22 protein-coding genes, 2 tRNA genes and 2 pseudogenes are annotated in these 24109 nt (G+C 70.3%); 14 read left to right on the forward strand and 12 right to left on the reverse strand.

Annotated features, from left to right (window positions below):
- Positions 1–2: 2 nt before the first annotated feature.
- Positions 3–683, forward strand: coding sequence for an AIM24 family protein (locus tag Sdi02f_RS10480; protein WP_030400685.1), 681 nt, complete (start codon positions 3–5; stop codon positions 681–683).
- Positions 684–699: 16 nt separating this feature from the next.
- A complete protein-coding gene (locus tag Sdi02f_RS10485) occupies positions 700–1455 on the forward strand; it encodes an AIM24 family protein (RefSeq protein ID WP_030400684.1) in 756 nt (251 codons plus the stop codon).
- A gap of 60 nt (positions 1456–1515) precedes the next feature.
- Here Sdi02f_RS10485 and Sdi02f_RS10490 read toward each other — a convergent pair whose 3' ends face one another.
- Positions 1516–2031 (reverse strand): NUDIX hydrolase, encoded by a 516-nt coding sequence (locus tag Sdi02f_RS10490; protein ID WP_053637494.1) that lies wholly within the window; start codon positions 2029–2031, stop codon positions 1516–1518.
- The gene (locus tag Sdi02f_RS10495) at positions 2028–3500 is read right to left on the reverse strand and encodes a zinc-dependent metalloprotease (protein ID WP_108933140.1); all 1473 of its coding nucleotides are present in this window, start codon (positions 3498–3500) and stop codon (positions 2028–2030) included. The genes Sdi02f_RS10490 and Sdi02f_RS10495 overlap by 4 nt, the downstream gene beginning before the upstream one ends.
- Before the next feature lie 192 nt (positions 3501–3692).
- On the opposite strand from Sdi02f_RS10495, the gene Sdi02f_RS10500 reads away from it, so the two are divergent.
- From Sdi02f_RS10500 to Sdi02f_RS10510, 4 genes are all read left to right on the forward strand, one after another.
- Positions 3693–4814: an SDR family oxidoreductase gene (locus Sdi02f_RS10500; protein WP_030400681.1), complete on the forward strand. Its 1122-nt coding sequence runs from the start codon at positions 3693–3695 to the stop codon at positions 4812–4814.
- Positions 4815–4926: 112 nt separating this feature from the next.
- Positions 4927–5385, forward strand: a complete 459-nt coding sequence (locus tag Sdi02f_RS10505) for a molybdenum cofactor biosynthesis protein MoaE (protein ID WP_108933141.1) — start codon at positions 4927–4929, stop codon at positions 5383–5385.
- A gap of 117 nt (positions 5386–5502) precedes the next feature.
- Positions 5503–5667, forward strand: coding sequence for a hypothetical protein (locus Sdi02f_RS35860; RefSeq protein WP_167458149.1), 165 nt, complete (start codon positions 5503–5505; stop codon positions 5665–5667).
- Positions 5668–5741: 74 nt separating this feature from the next.
- Positions 5742–6836, forward strand: coding sequence for a YlbL family protein (locus Sdi02f_RS10510; protein ID WP_030400679.1), 1095 nt, complete (start codon positions 5742–5744; stop codon positions 6834–6836).
- 43 nt (positions 6837–6879) lie between these two features.
- Here the strand turns inward: Sdi02f_RS10510 and Sdi02f_RS10515 are convergent, their stop codons facing one another.
- Positions 6880–7422 carry a PPA1309 family protein gene (locus Sdi02f_RS10515; RefSeq protein WP_167458150.1) on the reverse strand — a complete coding sequence of 181 codons (543 nt, stop codon included), beginning with the start codon at positions 7420–7422 and terminating at the stop codon, positions 6880–6882.
- 165 nt (positions 7423–7587) lie between these two features.
- Here Sdi02f_RS10515 and Sdi02f_RS10520 point away from each other — a divergent pair, with 165 nt between their 5' ends.
- The 3 genes from Sdi02f_RS10520 to Sdi02f_RS10530 all read left to right on the forward strand — a co-directional run bounded on the left by Sdi02f_RS10520 (position 7588) and on the right by Sdi02f_RS10530 (position 12842).
- Positions 7588–10602, forward strand: a complete 3015-nt coding sequence (locus Sdi02f_RS10520) for a UPF0182 family membrane protein (protein WP_108933143.1) — start codon at positions 7588–7590, stop codon at positions 10600–10602.
- An 87-nt stretch (positions 10603–10689) separates the two neighbouring features.
- A tRNA-Met gene (locus Sdi02f_RS10525) sits at positions 10690–10763 on the forward strand.
- A gap of 231 nt (positions 10764–10994) precedes the next feature.
- Positions 10995–12842, forward strand: a complete 1848-nt coding sequence (locus Sdi02f_RS10530; RefSeq protein WP_174843328.1) for a tetratricopeptide repeat protein — start codon at positions 10995–10997, stop codon at positions 12840–12842.
- A gap of 105 nt (positions 12843–12947) precedes the next feature.
- Here the strand turns inward: Sdi02f_RS10530 and Sdi02f_RS10535 are convergent.
- The 4 genes from Sdi02f_RS10535 to hisN form a co-directional block, all read right to left on the reverse strand.
- Positions 12948–13021 (reverse strand) — tRNA-Met (locus Sdi02f_RS10535).
- Between the two features lie 50 nt (positions 13022–13071).
- Positions 13072–13488 carry a Fur family transcriptional regulator gene (locus tag Sdi02f_RS10540; RefSeq protein WP_030400675.1) on the reverse strand — a complete coding sequence of 139 codons (417 nt, stop codon included), beginning with the start codon at positions 13486–13488 and terminating at the stop codon, positions 13072–13074.
- A gap of 112 nt (positions 13489–13600) precedes the next feature.
- On the reverse strand, positions 13601–14008 hold the full coding sequence (locus Sdi02f_RS10545) for a CBS domain-containing protein (protein WP_030400674.1): 408 nt from the start codon (positions 14006–14008) through the stop codon (positions 13601–13603).
- Positions 14009–14138: 130 nt separating this feature from the next.
- Positions 14139–14939: a histidinol-phosphatase gene (hisN, locus tag Sdi02f_RS10550; protein WP_030400673.1), complete on the reverse strand. Its 801-nt coding sequence runs from the start codon at positions 14937–14939 to the stop codon at positions 14139–14141.
- Between the two features lie 192 nt (positions 14940–15131).
- On the opposite strand from hisN, the gene Sdi02f_RS10555 reads away from it, so the two are divergent.
- Positions 15132–15743 carry a TetR/AcrR family transcriptional regulator gene (locus tag Sdi02f_RS10555; RefSeq protein ID WP_030400672.1) on the forward strand — a complete coding sequence of 204 codons (612 nt, stop codon included), beginning with the start codon at positions 15132–15134 and terminating at the stop codon, positions 15741–15743.
- 12 nt (positions 15744–15755) lie between these two features.
- Here the strand turns inward: Sdi02f_RS10555 and Sdi02f_RS10560 are convergent, their stop codons facing one another.
- From Sdi02f_RS10560 to Sdi02f_RS35605, 5 genes and pseudogenes are all read right to left on the reverse strand, one after another.
- Positions 15756–16079, reverse strand: a complete 324-nt coding sequence (locus tag Sdi02f_RS10560; RefSeq protein ID WP_030400671.1) for a DMT family transporter — start codon at positions 16077–16079, stop codon at positions 15756–15758.
- A gap of 201 nt (positions 16080–16280) precedes the next feature.
- Positions 16281–17294 carry a ribosome small subunit-dependent GTPase A gene (gene rsgA / locus Sdi02f_RS10565; protein WP_030400670.1) on the reverse strand — a complete coding sequence of 338 codons (1014 nt, stop codon included), beginning with the start codon at positions 17292–17294 and terminating at the stop codon, positions 16281–16283.
- A gap of 12 nt (positions 17295–17306) precedes the next feature.
- Positions 17307–18623 (reverse strand): 3-phosphoshikimate 1-carboxyvinyltransferase, encoded by a 1317-nt coding sequence (gene aroA / locus Sdi02f_RS10570; RefSeq protein ID WP_030400669.1) that lies wholly within the window; start codon positions 18621–18623, stop codon positions 17307–17309.
- A gap of 242 nt (positions 18624–18865) precedes the next feature.
- Complete coding sequence (locus tag Sdi02f_RS10575; protein WP_030400668.1) at positions 18866–19588, reverse strand: M50 family metallopeptidase; 723 nt, start codon at positions 19586–19588, stop codon at positions 18866–18868.
- Positions 19589–20099: 511 nt separating this feature from the next.
- A pseudogene (locus Sdi02f_RS35605) lies at positions 20100–20314 on the reverse strand (transposase); the annotation flags it as partial.
- 171 nt (positions 20315–20485) lie between these two features.
- Between Sdi02f_RS35605 and Sdi02f_RS36355 the strand changes: the two are divergent.
- The 4 genes and pseudogenes from Sdi02f_RS36355 to Sdi02f_RS10590 form a co-directional block, all read left to right on the forward strand.
- A pseudogene (locus Sdi02f_RS36355) lies at positions 20486–20644 on the forward strand (transposase family protein); the annotation flags it as partial.
- 209 nt (positions 20645–20853) lie between these two features.
- A complete protein-coding gene (locus tag Sdi02f_RS36710) occupies positions 20854–20979 on the forward strand; it encodes a hypothetical protein (protein WP_281262863.1) in 126 nt (41 codons plus the stop codon).
- Positions 20980–21006: 27 nt separating this feature from the next.
- Positions 21007–21516: a hypothetical protein gene (locus Sdi02f_RS36360; protein WP_245962172.1), complete on the forward strand. Its 510-nt coding sequence runs from the start codon at positions 21007–21009 to the stop codon at positions 21514–21516.
- A gap of 277 nt (positions 21517–21793) precedes the next feature.
- Positions 21794–24055: an RAD23 family protein gene (locus tag Sdi02f_RS10590; RefSeq protein ID WP_159107646.1), complete on the forward strand. Its 2262-nt coding sequence runs from the start codon at positions 21794–21796 to the stop codon at positions 24053–24055.
- Positions 24056–24109: the final 54 nt, after the last annotated feature.

Below are 24109 nucleotides of genomic sequence, written 5' to 3' on the forward strand. Positions count from 1 at the left end.
ACATGAACCAGCCGCTCGCGGGCTACGCCCCCGCACCCGTCGGCGCCCGCATGGAGAACCACGGCAACCACATGCTGAAGGTCGCCATGCAGACCGGGAACGACCTCCTCGCACGCGTGGGGTCGATGGTCGCCTACGAGGGCTTCGTCCAGTACGAGCCCAACCCGTCGGCCGTCCGCCAGATCGCCAAGGACTGGATGACCGGCGAGGGCGCGCCCCTGATGAAGTGCTCCGGCGACGGACTGCTCTACCTCGCCGACTACGGCGCCAACGTCGTCGTCATCAACCTCAACGGCGACGGGATCTCCGTCAACGCCACCAACCTCCTCGCCTTCGACGCCCACCTGACGTGGGGCGTGGAACGGGTCAAGGGCCTGGCGAAGTTCGCCGGACAGGGCCTGTGGAACACCAGGATCTCCGGGCAGGGCTGGGTCGCCCTCACCTCCCGGGGCAAGCCGATCGTGGTGGACTGCGGCGGCGGCGAGGACGAGACCTACGTCGACCCGGACGCGCTCGTGGCCTGGTCCCCGAACCTCAAGGTGAAGGGCAAGCGCAGCTTCAAGGCGCAGTCGCTGATCGGCCGCGGCAGCGGCGAGGCCTTCCAGATGGCCTTCTCCGGTCAGGGCATCGTCGTCGTCCAGCCCAGCGAGGACAGCACCGACCGCCTCCGGGTACGGGGCTGAGGGGGAGCCACACATCATGCAGAGCCCGATTTTCGCCTACAACGACCAGCAGTCCCAGGAAGCCTGGAGCCTGCAGAACAAGCACATGCTCCGCGTCGCCCTGACGGGCCACGACGACGTGCTGGCCCGCAAGGGCACGATGGTCGCCTACCAGGGGCTCGTCGAGTTCGACGCCGAGTACCAGAGCAACAGCCAGTCGCACGCGCGTGCGTACACCGGTGAGGGCCTGGACCTGATGCGCTGCCACGGACAGGGCACGGTCTACTTCGCCAACCTCGCTCAGTGCGTCCACGTCGTCGACGTCGACCAGGACGGCCTCACCGTCGACAGCAGCTACGTGCTCGCCATGGACTCCGGCCTGCACCACGAGGTCATCGCGGTGGACAGCCTCTACGGCATCTCCGGCTCGGGGAAGTACCAGCTCAACATCACCGGCCGGGGCAAGGTCGCCCTGATGACCTCGGGCTCCCCGCTGTTCCTGCAGGTGACGCCCGACAAGTACGTCAACTGCGACGCCGACGCCATCGTCGCCTGGTCCACCGGCCTGCGCGTGCAGATGCAGGCCCAGACGCACTCCTCCGGCGTGTGGCGGCGCCGGGGGAACACCGGTGAGGGCTGGGAGCTGAGCTTCATGGGCAGCGGCTTCGCGCTCGTCCAGCCCAGCGAGCTGCTGCCGCCGCAGAACGCGCAGATCGGCTCGGGTCTCGCCGCGCAGTACGGCATGGGCCAGCACGGAGCCCGCGGGCAGAACCAGGGCAACGTCTGGAGCTGAGCACGGCGGACGGCCGCAGTCCGGTACGGGGTGTTCGCGAGAGCGGTCACCCCTTACCGGTCACAGCCGGGCGCGGGTCGCCTCCAGCAGGCGCACGACCGACGCGTCGGCCACGTCCGCGACCTCGGCGTACGGGAACCAGCGCAGGTCCAGGGACTCGTCGCTGATCGCCTCCACGGCTCCCTCGGGAGCCAGGGCCGCGTACTGGACGTCCAGGTGCCAGGCACAGGGCGTGTGGTGGCGGTCCAGCCGTACGGGGCCGCCCGGCAGCAGGGTCAGCCCGGCGATGCCGGACTCCTCCGTGCCCTCGCGCAGGGCCGCGCGGTCCAGGGTCTCGTCGACCGGTTCGCAGTGGCCGCCCATCTGCAGCCACATGCGCAACTTCTTGTGCAGGGTGAGCAGGACCCGCTCGCGCGAGGGGTCGATCACCAAGGCGCTCGCGGTGATGTGCCCGTCGGCGCAGGCCTTCCACATCCCGTCGGGGTGTGAGGCGAGGTGGTCCAGGTAGACCTGGCGCAGCTCGTCCTGGCCCTCGAAGCCCTTCAGGACCAGGACCGCGTCGTCGTGGAGGCTCACTCGCCGTCGTCGCCCTTGGGCTTGTCCCGGTCGTCGGACCGCCTCTCGCCCCGGACGTCCTCGTCGCCCTTGTCCCTCTTCTTCAGGTCGGGCTTGCCCGCGGCCTCGCCGAGCATCTTGTCCAGCTCGGAGAAGTCGAGCTGCTCGCGGTGCACGAAGCCGTCCGGGTCGTCCAGGTCGGTCGCGGTCGGCAGCATGTCCGGGTGGGCCCACAGACCGTCCCGGCCGTCGACGCCGTGCGCGTCCGTCAGGGAGGCCCACAGCCGGGAGGCGTCGCGCAGCCGGCGCGGGCGCAGCTCCAGGCCGATCAGCGTGGCGAAGGTCTGCTCGGCGGGACCGCCCGAGGCGCGGCGGCGGCGCAGCGTCTCCCGCAGCGCGTCGGCGGAGGACAGGCGCGGCTTGGCGGCGGTGTGCACCACCGCGTCCACCCACCCCTCGACCAGCGCCAGAGCCGTCTCCAGACGGGCCAGGGCCGCCTTCTGCTCCGGGGTGTCCTCCGGCTGGAACATGCCCTGCTGGAGAGCCTCCTGCAGCTGCTCCGGGTTCTGCGGGTCGAACTGGCCGACCACGTCCTCCAGCTTCGCCGTGTCCACCTTGATGCCGCGGGCGTAGCCGTCGACGGCACCGAAGAGGTGCGAGCGCAGCCACGGCACGTGCGCGAAGAGGCGCTGGTGGGCGGCCTCGCGCAGGGCGAGATACAGCCGCACCTCCTCCTGCGGCACGCCGAGGTCCTTGCCGAACGACTCGATGTTCGCCGGCAGCAGCGCGGCCTTTCCGGCCGGGCCGAGCGGCAGGCCCACGTCGGTCGAGCCGACGACCTCGCCGGCGAGCACGCCGACGGCCTGCCCGATCTGCGTGCCGAACATGGCGCCGCCCATGGACCGCATCATGCCGATCAGCGGGCCCGCCATGGCCTGCATCTCCTCGGGCAGGACGTCGCCCATGGCGTTGCCGACGCGCTCGGCGACCGGGTCGACCAGCTCGCGCCAGGCGGGCAGGGTCGCCTCGACCCACTCCGCGCGGCTCCAGGCCACGGCGGTGCCCGCGCCCGAGGGCAGGGCGGTGGCGTCGTCCAGCCACAGGTCGGCCAGGCGCACGGCCTCCTGGACGGCGGTGCGCTCGGCGGGACCGACGCTGGCGTCCTTGCGGCCGTCCGGGGTGCCCTGGGAGACCGTCTGGCGGGCGATCTGCTTGGCCATGTCCCAGTTCACCGGCCCGCCCTCGTAGGAGAGCATCTGGCCGAGCTGCTGGAACGCGGCGCCCAGGTCGTTGGGGTTCATGGAACCGAACATGGCAGCGAACGGGTTGTCCGCGCCGGGACCGCCCAGGCCTCCGGCCCCGGACATGCCGAAACCGAACGGGTTGGCCGGTCCCTGACCACCGCCGCTCTGCTGGTCCTTCTTCTTGCCCTCGTCGCCGTCGTCCGGCTCCTCCGGCGGAAGGCCGAATCCGAATGGGGTGTCACTCACGGGGTTCCTCGGCTGGTAAGGCCGCCGGTTCTTTCCGGCGGCACGGCTGCCCGACTTCACCATCCAGCGTAGACACCCGAAGCCGATCGGGCCTCGGTGCTTCGCCGGCCGGCGGCCTGCGGCAGGATGGATGCCACCTGGTACGCACGCGTCGCTCGCGCTCGTACTGAAGACAACCTCTGGAGACGCCCGGTGAGTTCCCCAGATCCACAGGTTCGCGCAGCGCGAAACCAGTCAACCAGTTCCGCCCGCCCCGGCGCGCGCGGACCCGTCGTGGCGGTCACCGGTGCCGCGTCCGGCGTCGGGGCGCTGCTCACCGCCCGGCTCGCGGCGTCCGACGAGGTCAGACAGGTCGTGGCCATCGACGAACGACGCGGTGGGTGCGAGGCGGCCGAGTGGCAGATCCTGGACGTACGGGACCCGGCCATCGCGGAGAAACTCCGAGGTGCGGACGTTGTGGTGCACCTGGCGCTCGACCTCGACCTGGAGACCGACGCGGCCGCCCGCACGGCTTACAACGTCCGGGGGACCCAGACCGTCCTGACCGCCGCCGCGGCGGCGGGTGTGCACCGGGTCGTGCTGTGCACCTCCGCGATGGTCTACGGCGCCCTCCCGGACAACGAACTGCCGCTGTCCGAGGACGCCGAGCTGCGCGCCACGGCCGAGGCCACGGGCGTCGGGGACCTGCTGGAGATCGAGCGGCTCGCGCGCCGCGCGCCGCGGGCGCATCCCGGCCTCAACGTCACGGTGGTCCGCCCCGCCGTGCTGGTCGGCGGCATGGACACCGCGCTGACCAGGTACTTCGAGTCGCCCAGGCTGCTGGTCGTGGCCGGGTCGCGGCCGGCCTGGCAGTTCTGCCACGTCGACGACCTGTGCAGCGCCCTGGAGTACGCCGTCCTGGAGAAGGCCGACGGTGAGCTGGCCGTCGGGTGCGACGGCTGGCTGGAGCAGGAGGAGGTCGAGGAGCTGAGCGGCATCCGGCGCATGGAGCTGCCCTCGGCGGTGGCGCTCGGCGCGGCGGCCCGGCTGCACCGGATCGGACTGACCCCCTCCCCGGCCGGCGACCTCGCCTACACGATGTACCCGTGGGTGGTGAGCGGCAGCCGTCTGCACGATGCCGGATGGCGTCCCAAGCACACGAACGAGGAGGTGCTGGCGGAGCTGCTCGAGGAGGTCTCGGGGCGGCACACCGTCGCCGGCCGGCGCCTGGGTCGCAAGGACGCGACGGCGGCGGGCGCCGCGGGCGCGACGGTGGCGCTGCTGGGCGCCGCCGCGGTGGTGCGCCGCGCGCGCAAGGCCCGGCGCCGCATCTGAGGGGAGTCCACGGGGTGGCGGCGGCCTCTGTAGGAGGCTCCAACGCCGCACGCGCGCGTGCCGGGCGATCAGGCTATTCCGCGCCGTCCGCGCCGTGGGGCACGATGGACGCATGGCAACCACGAGCGACCACCCCGGTGAGCGGGCCGCAGCGGACCCCGTCAGGCTGATCGGCATCCGCGAGACGCCACTGTCCGTGGACGAGGTCTTCCGCGCGGTCGGGGACGACGCGTCCGGCGGCACCGCGCTGTTCGTGGGGACCGTGCGCAACCACGACGGGGGCACCGACGTCGACCGGCTCGGGTACTCGTGCCACCCGAGCGCCGAGGCCGAGATGCGGCGGATCGCCGAGAAGGTCGTCGCGGAGTACCCCGTTCGGGCGCTCGCGGCGCTGCACCGTGTGGGGGACCTGGAGGTCGGGGACCTCGCGGTGGTCGTCGCGGTGTCCTGCCCGCACCGGGGCGAGGCCTTCGACGCCTGCCGCAAGCTGATCGACGACCTCAAGCACGAGGTGCCCATCTGGAAGCACCAGACGTTCTCCGACGGCACCGAGGAATGGGTGGGCGCGTAGCGCCTGCGCCGGGTACCTCGGGTTGCGTAACCCGCCCCCCGGCGTGAGCGTTGTCACTGCGAATGGTTAATCTGCTGATCAGTCAGTCGCGGACACTCATGGGGTTGGGAGGTCGGCATGGCGGCGCTCGCCTGGTTGCTGATTCCGCTGGTGGCCGCTGTCGGCGCGGGCCTGTGGGGCAGTTGGGCCAACCGGACCCGCAAGGCGCGCAGCGACGGTCCCGAGCTGGACGGGTACGCCCGGTTCCGCGAGGCCATGGAGAAGTCCCGCACGGGTGCCTGACGACCGTCCGGACGGCCGCCCGGCGGGGGTTGCCCTGACGATGTTCCGACAGCCGCGTCCCGTACTGTCGTGCCATGCCACGCCGCACCGCGACGATGCTCGCCTCCACCCTGATGCTGATCGCGCTCCTGTGCGCGGGTGTTTTCATCCCCGTGCCCTACTCGGAGATGTCGCCCGGTCCGACGGTGAACACCCTCGGCGACCACGACGGCGAGCCGGTGCTGCAGATCTCCGGGCACAAGACCTATGAGGCGAGCGGCCATCTGAACATGACCACCGTCCGGGTCACCAGCGCCGAGTACAAGATGAACCTCGTGGAGGCCGTCTACGGCTGGCTGTCGCACGACAACAGCGTGGTGCCGCACGACACCCTCTACCCGGACGGCAAGACCGAGGAACAGGCCACCCAGGAGAACGCGGAGGAGTTCAGCGCCTCCCAGGAGACCGCGAAGGTCGCCGCCCTGAAGGCGCTCGACATCCCGGTGAAGTCCTGGGTGGTCGTCTCCGCCGTCGTCAAGGGCTCCCCGGCGCAGGGCAGGCTGCACGCCGGCGACGTGGTCAAGGCCGTGGACGGCACGGCCGTCAAGAAGCCCGCGGACGTCGCCGAGCTGGTGACCAAGCACAAGCCGGGCGAGGAGACCGTCTTCACGATCGTGCCCGCCAAGGAGCAGGCCGCCGCCAAGAAGGAGGGCCGGACGGCGACGAAGACGCAGGAGGTCACGATCACCACCGAGGCCTCCGACGACGTCGGCGAGAAGCGCGCCATCGTCGGCATCTCCGCCGGGACCGACCACACGTTCCCGTTCGAGATCGACATCAAGCTGGCCGACGTCGGCGGTCCGAGCGCCGGCCTCATGTTCGCCCTCGGCATCTACGACAAGCTCACCCCGGGCGACCTCACCGGCGGCAAGTTCGTCGCCGGCACCGGGACGATCGATGACGACGGCAAGGTCGGCCCGATCGGCGGCATCGGCATGAAGACCATCGGGGCGCACGACAAGGGCGCCCAGTACTTCCTGACGCCCGAGGACAACTGCGCGGCGGCGGCCGAGGACACCCCCGACGGGCTCACCCTCGTGAAGGTCGGCACCATCGACGACGCCCTCGGCGCGCTGAAGGACATCCGCGCCGGGAAGACCGCCGACCTGCCGAAGTGCACGAAGGGATAGCCCCCGCCACGGGCGTCCGGCGGCCCGGCGCCGTCCCGGGGCCCTAGTCCTCGAAGGTCGCCGTCAGCGCCTCGGCCAGACCCGGCACCAGGTCGGAGCCCGTGAGGACCTCCGTGGCGGTGTCCTTCTCCCGCAGCCGCAGGGCCGAGTCGCGGGCGCCGTCGCGCAGGACCGCGACCGTCATGCGGACCTCCTGGCGGTCCGGGTGCTCCGCCACCCACTGGGCGAGCTTCTTCTCGTTCAGGCCCTGGGGCACCTGGGCCTCGGCCGAGGGCGGCAGCATCAGGCGCTCCACGGCGAGCGCGCAGCCGACGACGGCGTCGGGCCAGGCGATGGTGCCCAGGAACTCGTCGAGCGCCTGGTTCGTGGGAATCTCGTCCTGCTCGATCGGGGTGAGGCCGGAGGACTCCGCCTCGTCCTGCAGACCGAGCCGGTCCGCGAGCGAGGGCTGGTCGGACCGCAGCCGTGCGGTGTCGACGAGTGCGAAGAGGCGTGCGGGCTGGTCCCAGCCGAGGCCGGAGACGTACTCGTCGATCTCGAGCACGGCCCGGGTGAGGGGGCTCGCTGCCATGGGGGTGTTGGACATGGTCACAATCCTGCCTCGTTCATGGCCCGAATCGGGAACCGAGTAAACGATGAGTAAGTTGCATAAGTGTGCGCCCACGAATACGGGGGCGCACGGGGGGCCCGCGAACCCGAGGGCCTGACGGATCAAACAGCGAACTTCGAGGTGCGCACCTTGGCTTTCCAGATGCCGGACCGCGGCGGAGGCCCCCCGACGGGGCCGCGGATCAGAGTGGGCCGCCCGTCCCGGCGTGTCCGAACCCTGCTGCTGACACTCGGTGTTCTCGCCGTGCTTCTCATGGCGTTCACCATGTTCGCGGGGTTCTGGACGGACTGGCTCTGGTACCGGTCGGTCCACTACTCGTCGGTGTTCACGACGACCCTGTGGACCAAGATCGGTCTCTTCTTCGTCTTCGGCCTGCTCATGGCGCTCGCCGTAGGGTTCAACATCTGGTTGGCCCACCGCCTGCGCCCGCCGCTGAGCGCCATGTCGATGGAGCAGCAGAACCTCGACCGGTACCGGATGGGCATCGCCCCGTACAAGAAGTGGCTGCTGCTGGGCATCACCGCCCTGGTCGGCCTCATCGCCGGTGCCTCGGCCTCCGGGCAGTGGCGTACCTGGCTGATGTGGATCAACGGCGTGCCCTTCGGGCAGAAGGACCCCCAGTTCAAGCTGGACGTCTCCTTCTACGCCTTCGACCTGCCCTGGTACCGGTTCCTGCTCGGCTTCGGCTTCGCAGCCGTGATCATTTCCGTGATCGCCGCCGCGCTCACCCACTACCTGTACGGCGGGCTCCGCATCACCAGCCCGGGCGCGCGCGCCACGGCCGCCGCCACCGGGCACCTGTCGGTGCTCATCGGTGTCTTCGTCGCCCTCAAGGCGGTCGCGTACTGGCTCGACCGGTACGGACTGGCCGTGAAGTCCAGCGACTTCAAGGCGACGGACAACTGGACGGGCCTCAGGTACGTCGACGCCAACGCCTACCTGCCGGCCAAGACGATCCTGTTCTGTATCGCCGTCATCTGCGCGCTGCTGTTCTTCGCCACCCTGTGGCGGCGCACCTGGCAGTTGCCCGTCATCGGCTTCGGCCTGATGGTGCTCTCCGCGATCCTCATCGGCGGTCTGTACCCGGCGCTGGTCCAGAAGTTCCAGGTCCAGCCGAACGAGCAGGCCAAGGAGGCGCCGTACGTCGAGAAGAACCTCGTCGCCACGCGCGACGCGTACGGCATCGAGGGCACCCAGGTCACCGAGTACCCGGGCAAGAGCGAGACCACGGACAAGACGAAGCTCCGTGACGACGTGGACGCCGCGGCGTCCATCCGCATCATGGACCCGAACGTCATCTCGCCGACGTTCCAGCAGCTCCAGCAAATGCGTAACTACTACGCATTCCCGACCAATCTGGACGTCGACCGGTACTCCAAGGACGGCAAGGACCAGGACACGGTCATCGGTCTGCGCGAGCTGAACCTCGCCGGCATCCCGAAGAAGAACTGGATCAACAACCACTTCCGCTACACCCACGGCTACGGCGTGGTGGCGGCCAAGGGCACGGCCGTCGACGCGGAGGGCCGCCCGGTCTTCACCGAGTCCAACCTGCCGTCCGAGGGAGACCTCGGGAAGTACGAGCAGCGGATCTACTACGGCGAGAAGACGACCACCTACTCGATCGTCGGCGGTCCCCAGAAGGAGATCGACTACTCCGACGACACCGGTGAGAAGACGTTCAGCTACAAGGGCGACGGCGGCGTCGACCTGTCCAGCCCGATCAACCGGGCGGCGTACGCCGCGGCGTTCAGCGAGCCGCAGATCCTCTACTCCGGTGCGATCGGCGAGGGTTCGAAGATCCTCTACAACCGCACGCCCAAGGAGCGCGTCGAAGCGGTCGCCCCGTGGCTGACCATCGACGGCGACGCCTACCCGGCGGTGGTGGACGGCCGGATCCAGTGGATCGTCGACGCGTACACCACGATGAACGGCTATCCGTACGCCTCCCGCACGACGCTCGGCGACACGACGGCCGACTCGCTGACCGCCAACAACAACTCGCGCGCGGTGGTGGCCCAGCAGAACCAGGTCAACTACATCCGCAACTCCGTGAAGGCGACCGTCGACGCGTACAGCGGTGACGTGAAGCTCTACGAGTGGGACACCCAGGACCCGATCCTGAAGACCTGGCGGAACGCCTTCCCGGGCACGGTCCAGGACAAGAGCGAGATCTCCAAGGAACTGATGGCGCATCTGCGCTATCCGCAGGACCTGTTCAAGGTCCAGCGCGAACTGCTCACGCGCTACCACGTGAAGGACGCCAACACGTTCCTCAGCGGCAGCGAGGTGTGGCAGGTGCCGGACGACCCGACCAACAAGTCGGGCGACGCGGTGCCGCCGTACTACCTGAGCATGAAGATGCCCGACCAGAAGGCGCAGGCGTTCTCGCTGACGACCACGTTCACACCCAACGGGCGTGACAACCTCAGCGCGTTCATGGCCGTCGACGCCGAGGCGGGCACCAGCGACTACGGCAAGATCAGAATCCTGAAACTGCCGACGAGCACGACCGTCAACGGACCCAAACAGGTCCAGAGCCAGTTGAACTCCGAGCAGGACATCGCCGAGACCATCAGGCTGCTGAGAGGCGGCGACTCGGAGGTGGAGTACGGCAACCTGCTGACGGTGCCGCTCGACGGCGGGCTGCTGTACGTGGAGCCGGTCTACGTGCGCGGTGGCGACCTCAAGTACCCCTTGCTCCGCAAGGTCCTGGTGAGTTACGGGGGCAACACCGCCTTCGAGAACACCCTCGACGAAGCGCTCAACAAGGTCTTCGGAGCCCAGGCGTCCGAGAGCGAGCAGCCACCGTCGGACGAGGGCGACGACACCACCCAGCCGCCGCCGTCGTCCACCAACCCGACGGTCCGGGAAGCGCTGAGCGACGCGCAGAAGGCCTTCGACGCCGGGCAGAAGGCCCTGGAGCAGAAGGACCTGGCGGCGTACGCCAAGGCGCAGAAGGACCTCGAGGACGCGCTCAAGCGGGCCGAGGACGCACAGGCCAGGGCCGACCAGGGCGCCGGCGGCAAGAACGGCGACAAGAGCACCGGCGACAAGACCGGTGAGGACAAGGCCGGGGACAAGGCCGGGGGCGACAAGGCCAGTCCGGACGCGACCCCGACCGGCGACGCCGGCGGAGGGTCGGACACGAGCTGACCGACGCCCCGCGCCCGGCGTCCGCGTCAGGCGTTCGAGCTGGTCAAAGCCCCATCCCGCGCCGTGCTAGGGTTGTTTACACAACGGCGCGGGGTGGAGCAGCTCGGTAGCTCGCTGGGCTCATAACCCAGAGGTCGCAGGTTCAAATCCTGTCCCCGCTACTGATGTCGTGAGCTGGTTGCGAACGACCACGAAGGCCCGGATTCCCACAAGGAGTCCGGGCCTTCGTGATGTGCGAACGCATGTCCCGGTGGACACGACGGCCGCGCCGCCAGGGGGAGTTGGGCACTTCTGTGTTTGACTTGTCTCCCTGTGGGCATGTCGACAAAACGCTGAAGTGACCTCACTGACTGCGGTATACCGGATGTACCGAGGTTGCGGGTGGTGCGACGATGAACGTTATGGGGGACATGGCAAATCTGTTCGGGACAGGGCGTTTTGCGCAGCCGTCCGGTGAGTCGTCCGGTCAGTTGTCCGGTCAGGACGAGGCTGCCGACGAGGCTCAGGTGGCCGCCGACGAGGCCGCCGAGGAAGTGCGTCTGCGGCTCGCCGTCGACGGCGGTGACGTCGAGGCGATGAGCGTGCTCGGGGCGCTGCTGCTGCGCCGCGGCGACTTCGACGGCGCCGAGTCCCACCTGCGTGCCGCCACCGCCGCCGGCGACCGGGCCGCCGCCAACAACCTGGGCGTCCTGCTGCACCAGCGGGGGTACGCCGACGAGGCCGCCGGATGGTGGCGCATCGCCGCCGTCGCCGGATCCGCCGCGGCCGCGCACGCGCTGGGCCGGCACTTCCGTGAACGGGGGGACGAGCCCGCCGCCGAGTACTGGCTGCGCCAGTCCGCGGAGCAGGGCCACGTACTGGCCGCCTACGCCCTCGCCGACCTGCTGGAGCACCGCGGCGACGACACCGGGGCCGAGCGGTGGATGCGGGCCGCCGCCGAGCGCGGGCACAGGGAAGCGGCGTACCGGCTGGCGCGGACCCTGGACCGGCGTGCCGGGCAGCGCGCCGGCGACGACGAGGCGGCCGTGCACGCGGCCGGCGAGGCCGAGCAGTGGTACCGGCAGGCCGCCGCGCGGGGTCACCGGCGGGGCGCGCTGCACCTCGGGGCGATCCTGGAGAAGCGCGGCGAGCTCAGGGAGGCCGGCCGCTGGTACCTGACGTCCGCCAAGGACGGCGAGGCCCGTGCCGCCTGTGCGCTGGGCTTCCTGCTGCGGGACGCCGGGGACACCGAGAGCGCCGCCGTGTGGTGGCTGCGGGCCGCCCAGGACGGGGACGGCAACGCCGCCAACGCGCTGGGCGCGCTGCACGCCGAGCGCGGCGAGACGCAGACGGCGGAACGCTGGTACCGGGCCGCGATGGACGCCGGTGACGACAACGGCGCGTACAACCTCGGTCTGCTCTGCGCCGAGCAGGGGCGCACCACGCAGGCCGAGCAGTGGTACCGGCGGGCCGCGTACGCCGGGCACCGGGAGGCCTCCAACGCGCTGGCCATCCTGCTGCTGAGGGCCGGGGACGAGAGCGGCGCCGAGCCGTGGTTCTCCAAGGCCGCCGAGGCGGGCAGCGTCGACGCCGCCTTCAACCTCGGGATCCTGCACGCCGGGCGCGGCGAGGAGCGGGAGGCGCTGCGCTGGTACGAGCGGGCCGCCGCGGCCGGGCACACCGAGGCCGCGCTGCAGGTCGGCATGGCACGGCTGCGCGGCGGCGACGAGCGTGAGGCGGAGCGGTTCCTGCGCTGCGCGGCCGGGGGCGGCAGCGCCGAGGCCGCGTACCGGCTGGCGTCGGTGCTGGACGCGCGCCGCCCGCCCGCGCCCGCGCACGAGCTGGGGGAGCCGGCCCACGAGAAGACCGAGTGCGAGGAGTGGTACGAGCGTGCGGCCTCCCAGGGGCACCGGCGGGCCCAGGTGCGGGTCGGCATGCTCGCGGCGGCGCGGGGCGACGTGGTGGAGGCCGCGCGGTGGTACCGGGAGGCGGCCGAGGCCGGGTCGCGCAACGGGGCGTTCAATCTGGGGCTGCTGCTGGCCCGCGAGGGCAGTGAGCCCGAGGCGGTGGTGTGGTGGCGCCGCGCGGCCGATGCCGGGCACGGACGGGCGGCGCTGCGGCTGGCGCTGGTGTGCGCGCGGCGGGGGGAACTGGCGGAGGGGCAGCGGTGGGCGGACCTGGCGGTGTCGCTGGGGCCGGAGGAGGTGGGGAAGCGGGCGGCGCGGTTGCGGGACGCGTTGCTGCAGGAACTGTCGGCGTGACGCCGCGCTGAGCGTGGTGCGGGCGCGAGGGGCGCGGCCCGGCGTAGCGGCGTGGTCATGCACCTGGGGCCGGAATCCTTCCGGATTCCGGCCCCAGGCCTTCAGTAGCGGGGACAGGATTTGAACCTGCGACCTCTGGGTTATGAGCCCAGCGAGCTACCGAGCTGCTCCACCCCGCGTCGATGAATGGAACACTACGTCAACACGAAGACGGGAAGCAAATCCGTGCTCACGCCGCCGCGCAGTTCGGGCAGGTGCCGCGGTACGTCACCTCGACCTCCGAGACCGTGAAGCCGAAGCGCTCCGAGTCGGGGAGGTCGGCCAGCGGATTGCCGGTCGGGTGGACGTCGCGGATCGCACCGCACCGGGCGCAGACCAGGTGCTGGTGCGGACGGTGCGCGTTCGGGTCGTAGCGCTTGGCGCGCTTGTCCGTCGCGACCTCCAGCACCTCGCCGAGCGAGACCAGCTCGCCCAGGGTGTTGTAGACCGTCGCCCGGGAGATCTCGGGGAGCTTGGCCACGGCCCGGGAGTGCACCTCGTCGGCCGTCAGGTGGACGTGTTCGCCGTCGAGGACCTCGGCCACCACGCGCCGCTGTGCGGTCATGCGCCAACCGCGACCGCGCAGCCGTTCCAGAAGGTCACTCATGCCCACCAGCCTAACAGCAAGGGGGTCAGGTCCCGAACGGGTGTGATTTTGGACTGCTACCTGACTTAGACATTGTCTATCATAGCCCTGGGCCGGCTGTGGCGCCCCCTCGTCACGCGGTCGCGACCGGTGTGCGGTGCGGGGCGCGGGCCGGTGCCCAGCGGCGGATGATGTCGCGCACCGAGACGATGCCGACGGGCTCGCCGCCGTCCAGGACGATCAGATGACGGAAGCCGCCGTGCGCCATCGCGGTCGCCGCCTCCTCCACGGTCCAGGTCGGCGTGGCGAAGACGACGTCGGTGGTGGTGTGGCCGTGGGCGCGCTCGGTGTCGGGGTCCTGGCCCCCGCCCACCGAGATCAGGACGTCGCGTTCGGTGAGGATGCCGATGCCGCCGGCGTCGGGGTCGTACACCACGGCCGCGCCGACGTGGCGTGCGGACATCAGGGCGGCGGCCTGGCGGAGCGTGTGGGCGGGGCCGATGGTCAGGACGACCTTGCTCATGACTTCACGGACGAGCATGGGGGAGGCACCTCCTGCGGTGATCCATGAGGTGGTGCATGGATTCACACGTTCACAAGTGGGGGAGCTCTCAGAGTGGCAGGCAAAGCACCGGTCAACAAGGGGGCGCGGAGGACGATTCGGGGGGCGCTCAGTAGCGCTGGTTCAGATACCCGAGCAGCTCGTCGTGGAGCCGGCCGTTCGACGCCGCCGCGTTGCCGCTGTGCGGGCCGGGGCGGCCGTCGAGGCCGGTGAAGGTGCCGCCGGCCTCCGTGACGATGATCGCGTTCGCGGCCATGTCCCAGAGGGAGAGCTCCGGTTCGGCGCAGATGTCCACCGACCCCTCGGCCACCATCATGTACGGCCAGAAGTCGCCGTACGCGCGCGTGCGCCAGACCTCGCGCGTGAGGTCGAGGAAGCCGTCGAGGCGGCCCTGTTCCTCCCAGCCGCTCAGCGAGGAGTACGCGAACGAGGCGTCGGAGAGCGTGGCGACCTGGGAGACGTGCAGCCGGGAGGCGGAGGTCAGGCTGCGGCCGGTGAACGCGCCGTGGTCCTGCACCGCCCACCAGCGCCGGCCGAGGGCGGGCGCCGAGACGAGCCCGACGACCGGCTGGTAGCCGCCCTCCTTCGCCTCCATGAGGGCGATGAGGGTGGCCCAGACGGGCACCCCCCGCACGTAGTTCTTGGTGCCGTCGATCGGGTCGACGACCCAGCGCCGGGGGCCGGTGCCCGCGACGCCGAACTCCTCGCCGTGGACCGCGTCACGCGGGCGGGCGCGGGCGAGGTGGCCGCGGATGAGTTCCTCGGCGGCCTTGTCCGCCTCGCTCACCGGGGTCATGTCCGGCTTCGTCTCGACCTTCAGGTCGAGGGCCTTGAACCGGTCCATCGTCGCGGCGTCGGCGGCGTCGGCGAGCACGTGGGCGAGGCGGAGGTCGTCGAGGTAATCGGGCATGCCGTCACGCTATCTGTCCCGGGCGGGGCAGGGCCACCAGGGGTTTGGCGGGCGTGGCGGGGTGTGGAGGGCGGCGCGCGGACCGCCGCCCGCACGGGGGCGCGAGAACCCTTGACAGTGCCCCCATACCCGTCAAATCTGGCAGCGAGCCGCTCGGTACCGGCGGCAGCGCAACCGCCTAGGGAGGCGACGGTGCCCGCAGCCCGGGAGTCCCTGCTCGACGCCGCCTTCAGGGCGTTGGCGCGCCGACCGTGGTCCGCCGTGCGGATGGTGGACGTCGCGGCCTCCGCCGGGGTGTCCCGGCAGACCCTCTACAACGAGTTCGGCAGCAAGGAGGGGCTCGCCCGGGCGCTGGTGAGGCGCGAGGCCGACGGCTATCTCGCCGGAGTGGAGCGTGCGCTGGCCGGGGCCAGTGACCCCCGCGAACGGCTCACCGCGACCGCCGAGTGGATGATGTCGGCGGCCCACGACAACCCCCTGGTCCGGGCCATGCTCACCGGCTGCTGGAGCGAACGGCTGCCCGCGCCCTCCCCGGCGGCGGTGCCTTCCTCCATCACCGCACCGGCCCAGCGACGGGCCGACGGCCCGCTGCCCACGCCCGGCGACCTCGTGGGCCTCGTCCGCGACCGTGCCGTGGCCGTCCTCCACGGCACCGGTCCGCTGCCCCCGCCGGACGCCGCCGAACTGGCCCGCTCGTGCGAACTGGCGGTGCGGCTCGCCCTGTCCTGCGTGACGGCGCCGCCGGCCGAGGGCGGGGTGGCCGACCTCCTGCGCACCGCCCTGCCGCGCCGGCTCACGGCGTAGCGGAGCGGCGGGTCAGTGGGCCGAGCCCGACAACTGCAGTCCGATGACACCGATGATGACGAGGCTGATCGAGACGATCTTCAGGGTGGAGACCAGGTCGCCGAGGAAGACCATGCCGTAGATGGCGGTGCCCGCCGCGCCGATGCCGGTCCACACCGCGTAGGCGGGGCCGACGTCGAGCTTCTTCAGGGACATGGTCAGCAGGCCGAAGCTGCCCAGCGCGAAGGCGCAGAAGGCGATGGTGGGCCAGAGCCGGGTGAAGCCGTGCGAGAGCTTCAGACAGACGGCGAAGCCGGTCTCGAGCACTCCGGCCACTATGACCAGCAGCCACGCCATGTCTCGTCCTCCCGTAGTCCGTGCCGTGACCACCGCGTCGATCGGTGCCGATCAGCGGCTTCGTCCGACCGTGAACCCAACGGCCCCGCCCGGCAGACGACTTGGTCCGCCGGTGATGTCGTCGGGCTTTGCCCGGGCTTGGTTCCGGCTTGGTGCGATTATGCACTTACCGGCTGCACGGCACGGCAAACAACGCGGCGGTCAGTCGCCTTCCTTGCGTTCCCGCGTCGACAGCAGCCGGCGCAGCGAGTACAGCCGGGCCGGGTCCGCGTGCCCCTCGGCGACCCAGGCGTCCAGGGCGCAGTCGGGCTCGTCGTGACTGCACGCGCGCGGGCAGCCCTCCGTGCCGGGCACCAGGTCGGGGAAGGCGTTGATCACCCGGGACGGGTCGATGTGCGCCAGCCCGAACGACCGTACGCCGGGGGTGTCCACGACCCAGCCGCCCTCCGCCGAGGACAGCGGCAGGGCGAGGGCCGAGGTCGTGGTGTGCCGGCCGCGGCCCGTCACCGCGTTCACGTGTCCCGTCACCCGGCGGCGGTCCTCCGGCACCAGGGTGTTGACGAGGGTCGTCTTGCCGACGCCGGAGTGGCCGACGAAGGCCGTGATCCTCCCGTCCAGGTGCTCGCGCACGAGGTCCGCGGCGGCGCCGTTCTCCAGCTGCTCGCGGCTGGTGACGACGTACGGGATGTCGAGGGCGCCGTACAGCTCCAGGAGCTCGTCCGGCGGTGCCAGGTCCGCCTTGGTCATCACCAGCAGCGGGGTCAGGCCGCCGTCGAACGCGGCGACCAGGCAGCGGTCGATCAGGCGGGGGCGCGGCTCGGGGTCGGCGAGGGCGGTGACGATGGCGAGCTGGTCGGCGTTGGCGACGACGACGCGCTCGTACGGGTCGTCGTCGTCCGCCGTACGGCGCAGTACGGACGTGCGCTCCTCGATGCGCACGATGCGCGCGAGGGTGTCCTTCTTGCCGGACAGGTCACCGACCAGGGCGACCCGGTCGCCGACCACGGCCGCCTTGCGTCCCAGCTCCCGGGCCTTCATCGCCATGACGACCCGGTCCTCGACCAGGCAGGTCAGCCGGCCGCGGTCCACCGTGAGGACCAGGCCCCCGGCGGCGTCCTCGTGCTTGGGCCGGATGTGGGTCCGCGGCCGGTTGCCCTTGCGGTTCGGGCGGGTGCGGATGTCGTCCTCGTCGGTGTGCTTGCCGTAGCGGCGCATGGCGAACCGTCCCTACGCCCCGAGCATCCCGGTCCACAGGTCGGGGAAGTCGGGCAGGGTCTTGGCGGTCGTCGCCACGTTCTCGATCTCGACGCCCTCGACCGCGAGGCCGACGACGGCGCCGGCGGTGGCCATGCGATGGTCCTCGTAGGTGTGGAAGACGCCGCCGTGCAGCGGGCGCGGGCGGATGTGCAGTCCGTCGGCGGTCTCGGTGACGTCACCACCCAGTTCGTTGATCTCCTTGGTGAGCGCGGCCAGCCGGTCCGTCTCGTGCAGCCGCAGGTGGGCCACGTTCCGCAGGGTCGAAGGGGAGTCCGCGAGGGCGGCGACGGCCGCGATGCCGGGAGTCAGCTCGCCGACCTCGCCGAGGTCGACGTCGATGCCGTGGATGGCGCCCGAGCCGGTGAACACCAGCCCGAAGTCCGTCAGTTCGCAGGAACCGCCCATCTCGGTGAAGATCTCGCGCAGCCGGTCGCCGGGCTGGGTGGTGCGGGAGGGCCAGTCGGGGATCACGACCTTGCCGCCGGTCACCAGCGCCGCCGCCAGGAACGGCTGGGCGTTGGACAGGTCCGGCTCGATCGTCAGGTCCCGGCCGAGCAGCGCGCCCGGCGTGACCCGCCACACGTTGGGCTCGCCGCCGGACTCGGGGGTGTCGACCTGCGCGCCGACCGCGCGCAGCATGTCGACCGTCATCCGGATGTGCGGCATCGACGGCAGCGCGGAACCGGTGTGGCGCACCTCGACGCCCTGGTTGAAGCGCGGCCCGGACAGCAGCAGGGCGCTGACGAACTGCGAGGAGGACGACGCGTCGACCTCCACCGGCCCGCCCTCCAGCGCGCCGCCGCCCTGCACGGTCAGCGGCAGGGACCCGCGCCCGTCGTCGTCGACCCGGGCGCCCAGCACGCGCAGCGCGTCGATCACGCCGTGCAGCGGACGCTCGTAGGACCGGGGGTCGCCGTCGAAGCGGACGGGGCCGTCGGCCAGCGTGGCGACCGGCGGCAGGAAGCGCATCACCGTGCCGGCGTTGCCGACGTCGACCGTTGCCGGGCCGCGCAGGCCCGCCGGGATGACCCGCCAGAACTCGCCGGTGCCGTCCGGGCCGACACCCTCCTCGATCTCGACGCCCATCGCGCGCAGCGCCTCGGCCATCAGCACGGTGTCGCGGGAGCGCAGTGGGCGGCGCAGCCAGCCGGGCTCGGAGGCGAGGGCGGCCAGCACCAGGGCACGGTTGGTGACCGACTTGGACCCGGGCACGTGGACGGTCGCGTCGACGGCTCCGCTCGCGTGCGGGGCGGGCCAGAGGGGGGTGTGCGCGGGGTTCACGGTCATGGGCCCCACTTTAATGGCTGGGGGCGGTCGGAGATCTTGATCAAAAGTGGCGAAATCTGACCGAAACCACGGAGGGGCGTATGCGGTGGCACATGCCTTGCATATATGCGGGCACCTTGGGGCGCCGTGCCTGTTCCGCGCCGGGACTGCTTCTGTCCGCGCCTGTCCGGGCCTGTCTGTGCGCGGTTGCGCCCGTCTGTCTTGTCTGTTCCTGTCTGCGCCTGTCTGTGCCTGTCCGGGCCTCACAGCTCCAGCAGCCAGCGCCCTCCGCCGATCAGCGAGCACAGCGACACCGCGTGGAAGAGGAAGAACCACACGCCCGCGGGGGCGTGGGTCAGCCGCGCCAGCTGGTCCGCGTCCGAGTCCCCTGCCCCGCCCCGCGACCGCTTGGCCTGCAGCTCGAAGGCCGGGCGCACCCCGCCGAGCAGCAGGAACCACACCACCGCGTACGCGAACGCCGCCTGCACCTGCGGGCCCGCCAGCCAGGACACCAGGACGAACGTGCCGCCGGTGACCACCACCGTCAGCACCCCGTAGGCGTTGCGGACCATCACCAGCAGGGCCACGAGCAGCGCCGTGGCCAGCCACAGCAGCAGCGTGATGCGCCCCGCGGCCAGCAGCGCGGCGCCGCCGAGGCCGAGCAGCGGGGGAGCGGTGTATCCCGCGACGGCGGTGAGGATCATGCCCAGTCCGTGCGGCTTGCCCCGGCTCACGGTCAGGCCGCTGGTGTCCGAGTGCAGCGTGATCCCGGTCAGGGTGCGTCCGGTCAGCAGGGCCACCAGACCGTGACCGCCCTCGTGGGCGATGGTGATCGCGTTGCGCGCTATCCGCCACGAGCCGCGCGTCACGACGACGGCGAGCGCGACCACCAGGGTCGCGATCACCACCCACAGGTCGGGATCGGGCTGGGTGCCGGAGACCTCGTCCCACAGAGAGGTGAGCGAGGCCGTTGCGAGGTGGTCCATGTTCGGGGAGGGCTCCTCGTAGTGACGGTTGAGCGGGTGCGGCGCGAAGCGCCTCGTTGAGGGATGGTGGCCGGGAGGCGGGCGGGCCTGGCAGTGTGGCACGTATGTGCGGACGGTATCTGAGACGCTGACATAACAGCGAACGTTCCTGGCGGCAAACGTGCAGGTCATAGCGTTAGAGCACCGGAGTGATCCGGGGCTCTTGCTTTACCGGTGCTGACTGAGTGCTGACCTGGAGGCACCTGTGATCACCCCAGGAAACCCGTCCGGTGCTGGGCCGGTGCTGATGTCAGTCCCTTTTACGCAACTGGAGCGTGCTCCCACACGGCACGATCTCCATGAGAGCCTGGTGGAATCCCTCCCGCAGACACCGGCGAATGACTCGGCACTGTGCTGTCAGGCATCGGCGTTGGAGGAGTTTGCTAGGCGGTCGATGAGGTGCTGCTTGACTCCGTAGGCCGCATCACCGGCACACCCGGGCTGCCGTCGGAACAGGCCGCCCTCACTCTCAGAGATTCCGTGCTGTCCCCTGCCAGTCCTGCCGTGAGGCGTAGCGCAGGCTCTGCCTGATCAGGTGAACGACGCAGCGCTGCCCGATGGTTGGGGCCACACGGTCGCGACCGCGTCCGGCAGGGCGGACAGTCCGTCGCAGACCAGCATGAGGATGTCCTTCACGCCGCGTTTGCGTAGGTCGGTGAGGACTTGTTGCCAGAACAAGGTGCCCTCGCAGGGCTTCGGCGTAGTCGCGTGACGCCCGGTTCGTGGTGGTCCGTCGGGTGAGTGGCAGGGCCGGAACGTGACAGGCATGGCTTCCAAGATCATGGAGTTCTCTACGCTCCGTGATCCGAGGTGCCGGACTCGCGTGATCCGCGCGGGGTGCGTCATCGCCTGGCCGTCGTGCTCGCGCTGACCGCGTGTGCGGTACTGGCCGGAGCGGCCTCGCTGCTGGCGGTCGGCGAGTGGATTGCCGATGCTCCTGCACATGTGCTGGATCGGGTCGGCGCCCGCCCCGATCCGCTTGCGCCCAGACGGGCCCTGCTCGCCGAGACCACGGTCCGCCGACTACTGGCCCGTGTCGACGACGATGCGCTGGACAGAGCGGTCGGGAGCTGGCTCGCGGACCGCCGGCTGAGGACGACCGGAGTCACCACGCCGCGCGCTCTTGCCGTCTACGGCAAGTGCGAGCGTGGCGCTGCCAAGGCAAAGGACCGCAAGATCCATCTGCTCGCCGCACTGGACCACACCACCGGCTGGTCCTGGCCCAGTTGGACGTCGGCGAGGAGACCAACGAGATCACGTGCCTCCAGCCGCTGCTGGACACCGTCGTCGACCTGGCCGACACCGTGGTCACCAGCGACGCCATGCACACCCAGCGCGAACACGCCGAGTAACTCCTCGGCCGCGCCGCCCACTACATCGTGATCGCCAAGGGCAACCAGAAGAAGCTTCGCGGGCAGCTCAAGTCCCTTCCCTGGAAAGACATCCCGCTTCAAGACCGCACCAAGGGGGCCGGCCACGGCCGGTCGGAGCCGCCGGATCAAGGTCGCCACCGTGAACAACCTCCTCTTCCCCGGATCCCGCCAGGCCATCCAGATCAAGCGGCGACGCACCGACCGCAAGACCGGCAAGGCCGCCGTCAAGACGGTCTACGCCGTCACCAGCCTGACCGCCGAGCAGGCCACCCCGTCCCTGCCCGCCAACTCGTCCGCGACCACTGGAAGATCGAGACCCTGCACGACGTCCGCGACACCACCTTCGCCGAGGACGCCTGCCAGCTGCGGACCGGCAACGCGCCCCGCGCCATGGCCACCTGGCGCAACTTCGCCATCGGAGCCCTCCGGGTCGCCGGAGCGAAGAACATCGCGGCCAGCCTCCGCCACAACGCTCGCGACTCCCGTCGCCCGCTCAGACTCCTCGGCCTCAAGTGATCACAAACCGGGCGTCACGCGACTACGCCGAAGCCCCTGCCGACCGTGAGGGCACGGTAAAGAAAGCGTGAGCAACGGGCAACCGTCGAGCGGAGATGCCCCTCTGAACTGAGGCAACACCAGCGGATGACCTGATGTACCACCAGCAAAACGGAGACAACGAAAAGGAGGTTCACGACAACACCCCAGGAGTCTTGACTCACCACCGCCCCAACGCCTTGCTTCGCCGAGCGCACGGCGGGCCACGCGGGTGACGCACGCAGACCACAAGTGCCGAATGATCAGAAAGAACTTGATGCATCACCGAATACCAGCGCACGTTCGTCTTGCTGCGCTCGGCGCGGCTGCGGCGATCCTGCTTGCCTCGCCCGGCGTGGCATGGGCCGCGCCGACTCCGACCGCACCGACCGCAACGCCGTCCGGCTCCTCTGGGACTCCGGGCACCGGGGACGACGCCTCCCCCGTGCCCTCAGGTACCCCGTCCACGGCCCGGCCGACGGATGAGGCGAAGGAGGAACCCACTGTTCCGGCAACCCCTTCTCCTAGTCCCGAGGCGGGCACGCCGATGCCGGAGGACCCCGCGACGGCGATGCCGGAGGGTTCCCCCACGCCCAAGGAATCCGCAACGCCGGATGACTGGCTGCAAGCGACACCCGAAGAGATCGCGGAGGCGAAGAGGGCGGAGGCATACTGGACGCCGAAGCGCATCGCGGACGCGGTGCCCGCCAATCCGGAAAAAGGTGTTGAGAGTTCGCCGACGCTGCGCGACCTCATGAGGTCCCCCTCGCACGTCGACAACAACGGTGTTGCCACTGCGGGTGTCTTCCTCATCAGCCAGGACGACGACCCGCAGTCGGATCCGGGCAAGCGCGACCAGTTCTGTTCCGCCTCGTCGGTGGCCTCTCCCACCAAGTCACTGGTGCTCAGTGCCGCGCACTGCCTCAATGACAACGACCGGTTCCGCAATCTCGCTTTCGCCCCGGGATGGAAGGTCGACCCGAACAACAAGGCCCAAGGCATCGCACCGTACGGGATCTTCCCGATCAAGAAGGGAAAGATCTGGATCGACGGGCGCTATCTGTCCCAGGGCACGGTGAAGGCGGACGACCTCGACTTCGCATTCCTGAAGACCGGCCCGAACTCCAAGGGCCAGTTCCTCGAGAACGCTACGGGGATGGGTAACCAACTCACCACGCTGCCTGCCTCCGGGAACCTGAACCAGAAGAACGTGTCCCTGATCGGCTTTCCGGGAGGGGCCAAGTCGCCGCTCGTTTGCCCCTCGACCACCACCAAAGAGTTCGAGGGTCGCTTCCTGGAGATAGCCTGCGACGGGTTTGCCCCCGGTGTCTCCGGCGGTCCGTTCCTGCGGAACTTCGATGGCAAACGGGGAGATGTCATCGGTGTGATCGGCGGATACAAAACGGGCGGAAAGTTCGACAACGTCTCCTATTCCTCCCAGTTCGACGCCGACGTGGTGCGCCTGTATAACCAGGCGGTCAACGACTACGCACCGGACCAGCCGACCGGGATCGACGGCATGGGCGACGCCAACCTCTGGACCCATGCCGAAGCCGCCGCCACCGGCCAGTTCCACACGTCCTCGCAGAAGACGAAGGACGGCGACCTGATCGTCAAGTGGTCCGATGGAGAGGTCACGCTGTACCCGGGCGACCAGTCGCAGGGCTTCTACACCGGCTGCACTGCCGGCCAGCCCTGCGAGACCCAACTGGCGAAGCCCAACAAGCTGTGGGCGGACCACGCCGAGGTCATCACCGCGGGCGACTACACCGGCTCCGACGCCTTCGACCTGATGGTCAAGTGGAGCGACGGCGAAGTCACGATCTACAAGGACATCGATGAGAGGACGAAACTGCCGACCGCAGCTGATCAGCACCCGGCGAACGAGATCAAGATCGCCGCTGCCGGTTCGACATGGAAGTACGCCAAGGGTCTGGCGACCGGCAAGTTCGGCGGCAACAAGTGGCCCGACGACGTGGTGGTGCGCTGGGTCGACGGCGAGGTGACGAAGTACACCAACGTCGACGGCACGGGCTTCCACGCCGAGCAGCAACTCCAGGTCCCCAACGCCCTGTGGAAGAACCATGCCACGATCATCGCGGGCGGCGATTTCGACGGGACCACCAACTCCGACTTCGACCTGCTCGTCCGCTGGTCCGACGGTGAACTCACCGTGTACGAGGACCTCGGCGCCAACAGCTTGAAGAGAGAGCGGAAGCTCAAGCCCGCGAACCAGCTGTGGACCCACTCCCGCATCCTTGTGCCCGGCGAATTCGGCGGCAATCTGTGGGAGGACGATCTCTTCGTCCGCTGGTCCGACGGAGAGGTGACGGTTTACGGAAACACCCAGGCCGACGCACTGGGCCGGGAGTACCAGCTCGTGCCCCCGCCCGCCAAGGGCTCGGCGTTCCGTCGTGGGCAGCCAAGCGGTCGCCTTGTCGGAGAGGAGACAGCCGCCGAAGAGTCCTGCGACTCGGTGTGCGGCCCCGGTCTGCTCCGGCGGATCTCCGCAGACAAGTGAGCAACAACCCGCGTTGAGCCGCCGGCGGGGCGACAGCCCCGCCGCCGGCCCCGA

The organism is Streptomyces ardesiacus (genome assembly GCF_003112575.1).
Taxonomy (GTDB): Bacteria; Actinomycetota; Actinomycetes; order Streptomycetales; family Streptomycetaceae; genus Streptomyces; species Streptomyces ardesiacus.